Raw genomic sequence first — 1,595 nt, forward strand, 5'->3', positions numbered from 1 at the left:
CATTCCGCACTGATATCTTCTGTATTGAAGACGTCGATGATGCACCCGTATACCATTGACGTCGACACCATCAGATGCGGACCGCGCGGTGACTCCACATTCCGCTGGCGCCCACAGGGCTGCCCTCGTTTCCTGACATGTCCCGCGCGGCCCGCGGCGAGCCGAGACCGCCGCATGACCTAATAGGAGCATGGAGCGATACCGCGGACCCGAACAACCGCATTCTATCGCGCCCCGTCAGTGTGCCGTCTGCCCGGTCCAGGCGAGCACGGAAAGAACGGAGCGAGACATGAGAACCGAATCGACACCCGGCGCCCGCGGGCCGGTCTTCTGCGGGGTCGACACCCACGCCGACTCGCACTGGCTGTACGTCCTCGACTGGAGGGGCCGCAAGGTCCTGTCCCGCCAGTTCCCCGCCGACGCGGCGGGATACGAGGCGCTCGCCGGGGCGATCGCGGCGGCCGGGGAGCCGGCCTGCGTCGCGATGGAGGGGACGTCGTCCTACGGGGCGGGCCTCACCAGGCACCTCGCGTCGCTGGGGATGCCCGTGCGCGAGGCGCTCTCCCCGGCGAGGACGCAGAGGAGGCGCCCGGGACAGGGAAAGTGCGACGAGGCGGACGCGGAGAGGGCCGCCCGCGCGGCGATGTCCGGCTCAAAGCTCGGGACCCCCAAGAGCCAGGACGGGTGGGTCGACGGGGTGCGCTGCATGCTCGCGGCGCGCTCCGGGGCGGTGAAGGCGCGGACCTCGGCGATCAACACCGCGAGGTCCCTGCTCACCACCGCGCCGGAGGGGCTCAGGTCGAGGTTCCGCGGGGTGGCGGGGCCGAGGCTGATGGAGGTGCTCCCCTCCGTGCGCGCCGAGGGCGCGCTGGGCGCCGCACTCGGCGCGCTGGCGGACCTGTGGGCGGCGGCGCGCGACGCGGCGCTCGACATGGAGCGCGCGATCGAGGCGTCCCTGGAGGAGAACTGCCCCGCGCTGCTGGCTATGTACGGGTGCGGGCCCGTGAGCGCGGCCAAGCTCGCGGTCGCGGCCGGGGACAACCCGGGCAGGCTGCGCTCCGAGGCGTCGTTCGCGGCGATATGCGGCGCCTGCCCCATCCCCGCCTCGAGCGGCAAGACCGTGAGGCACAGGCTCAACAGGGGCGGCGACCGGCAGGCGAACAGCGCGCTGCACGAGATCGCGAGGCAGAGGGTCATGCGCGACCCCGAGACCGCCGAGTACGCCGAGAGGGCCAGGGCGCGGGGGAAGAGCGACAGGGAGGTCATGAGGTGCCTCAAGCGCTACGTGGCCAGGGAGGCGTACCGGGCGCTGATGCACCCGCACGAGATCAGGAGGCCCGAGGACGCCTCGGAGCTCGTGGCGGCCAGGCGCGCGGCGAAGGTCAGCCAGGTGAGGGCGGCGTCCATATTGGGAACCAGCGAGAAGTACATCTCGATGCTGGAGAGGGGCCAAAGGGAGCTCAAGCCCATAAGGAGGGCCTACGAGGCATGGGTCGAGGCCGGACTTCCGCTCGATTGGGACAGGCAAGCCTTCGAGGCCGAGCGCAAAATGGATTCTAAAAAACACCTTGCCAAATAGGAGCGTCAGGACGCAA

Annotated in this window: 1 protein-coding gene; it reads left to right on the forward strand. The window is 70.3% G+C overall.

Annotated features, from left to right (window positions below):
- Positions 1-289: 289 nt before the first annotated feature.
- Positions 290-1,579 carry an IS110 family transposase gene (locus tag DXC18_RS10290; protein WP_158552092.1) on the forward strand — a complete coding sequence of 430 codons (1,290 nt, stop codon included), beginning with the start codon at positions 290-292 and terminating at the stop codon, positions 1,577-1,579.
- The last annotated feature ends 16 nt before the right edge of the window (positions 1,580-1,595 follow it).

This window comes from Collinsella sp. OM08-14AT, from assembly GCF_003438115.1.
GTDB lineage: Bacteria > Actinomycetota > Coriobacteriia > Coriobacteriales > Coriobacteriaceae > Collinsella.

Coding starts and splice junctions, on each gene's coding strand:
- DXC18_RS10290 (WP_158552092.1), top strand. CDS start 290: ATGAGAACCGAATCGACACCCGGCGCCCGCGGGCCGGTCTTCTGCGGG.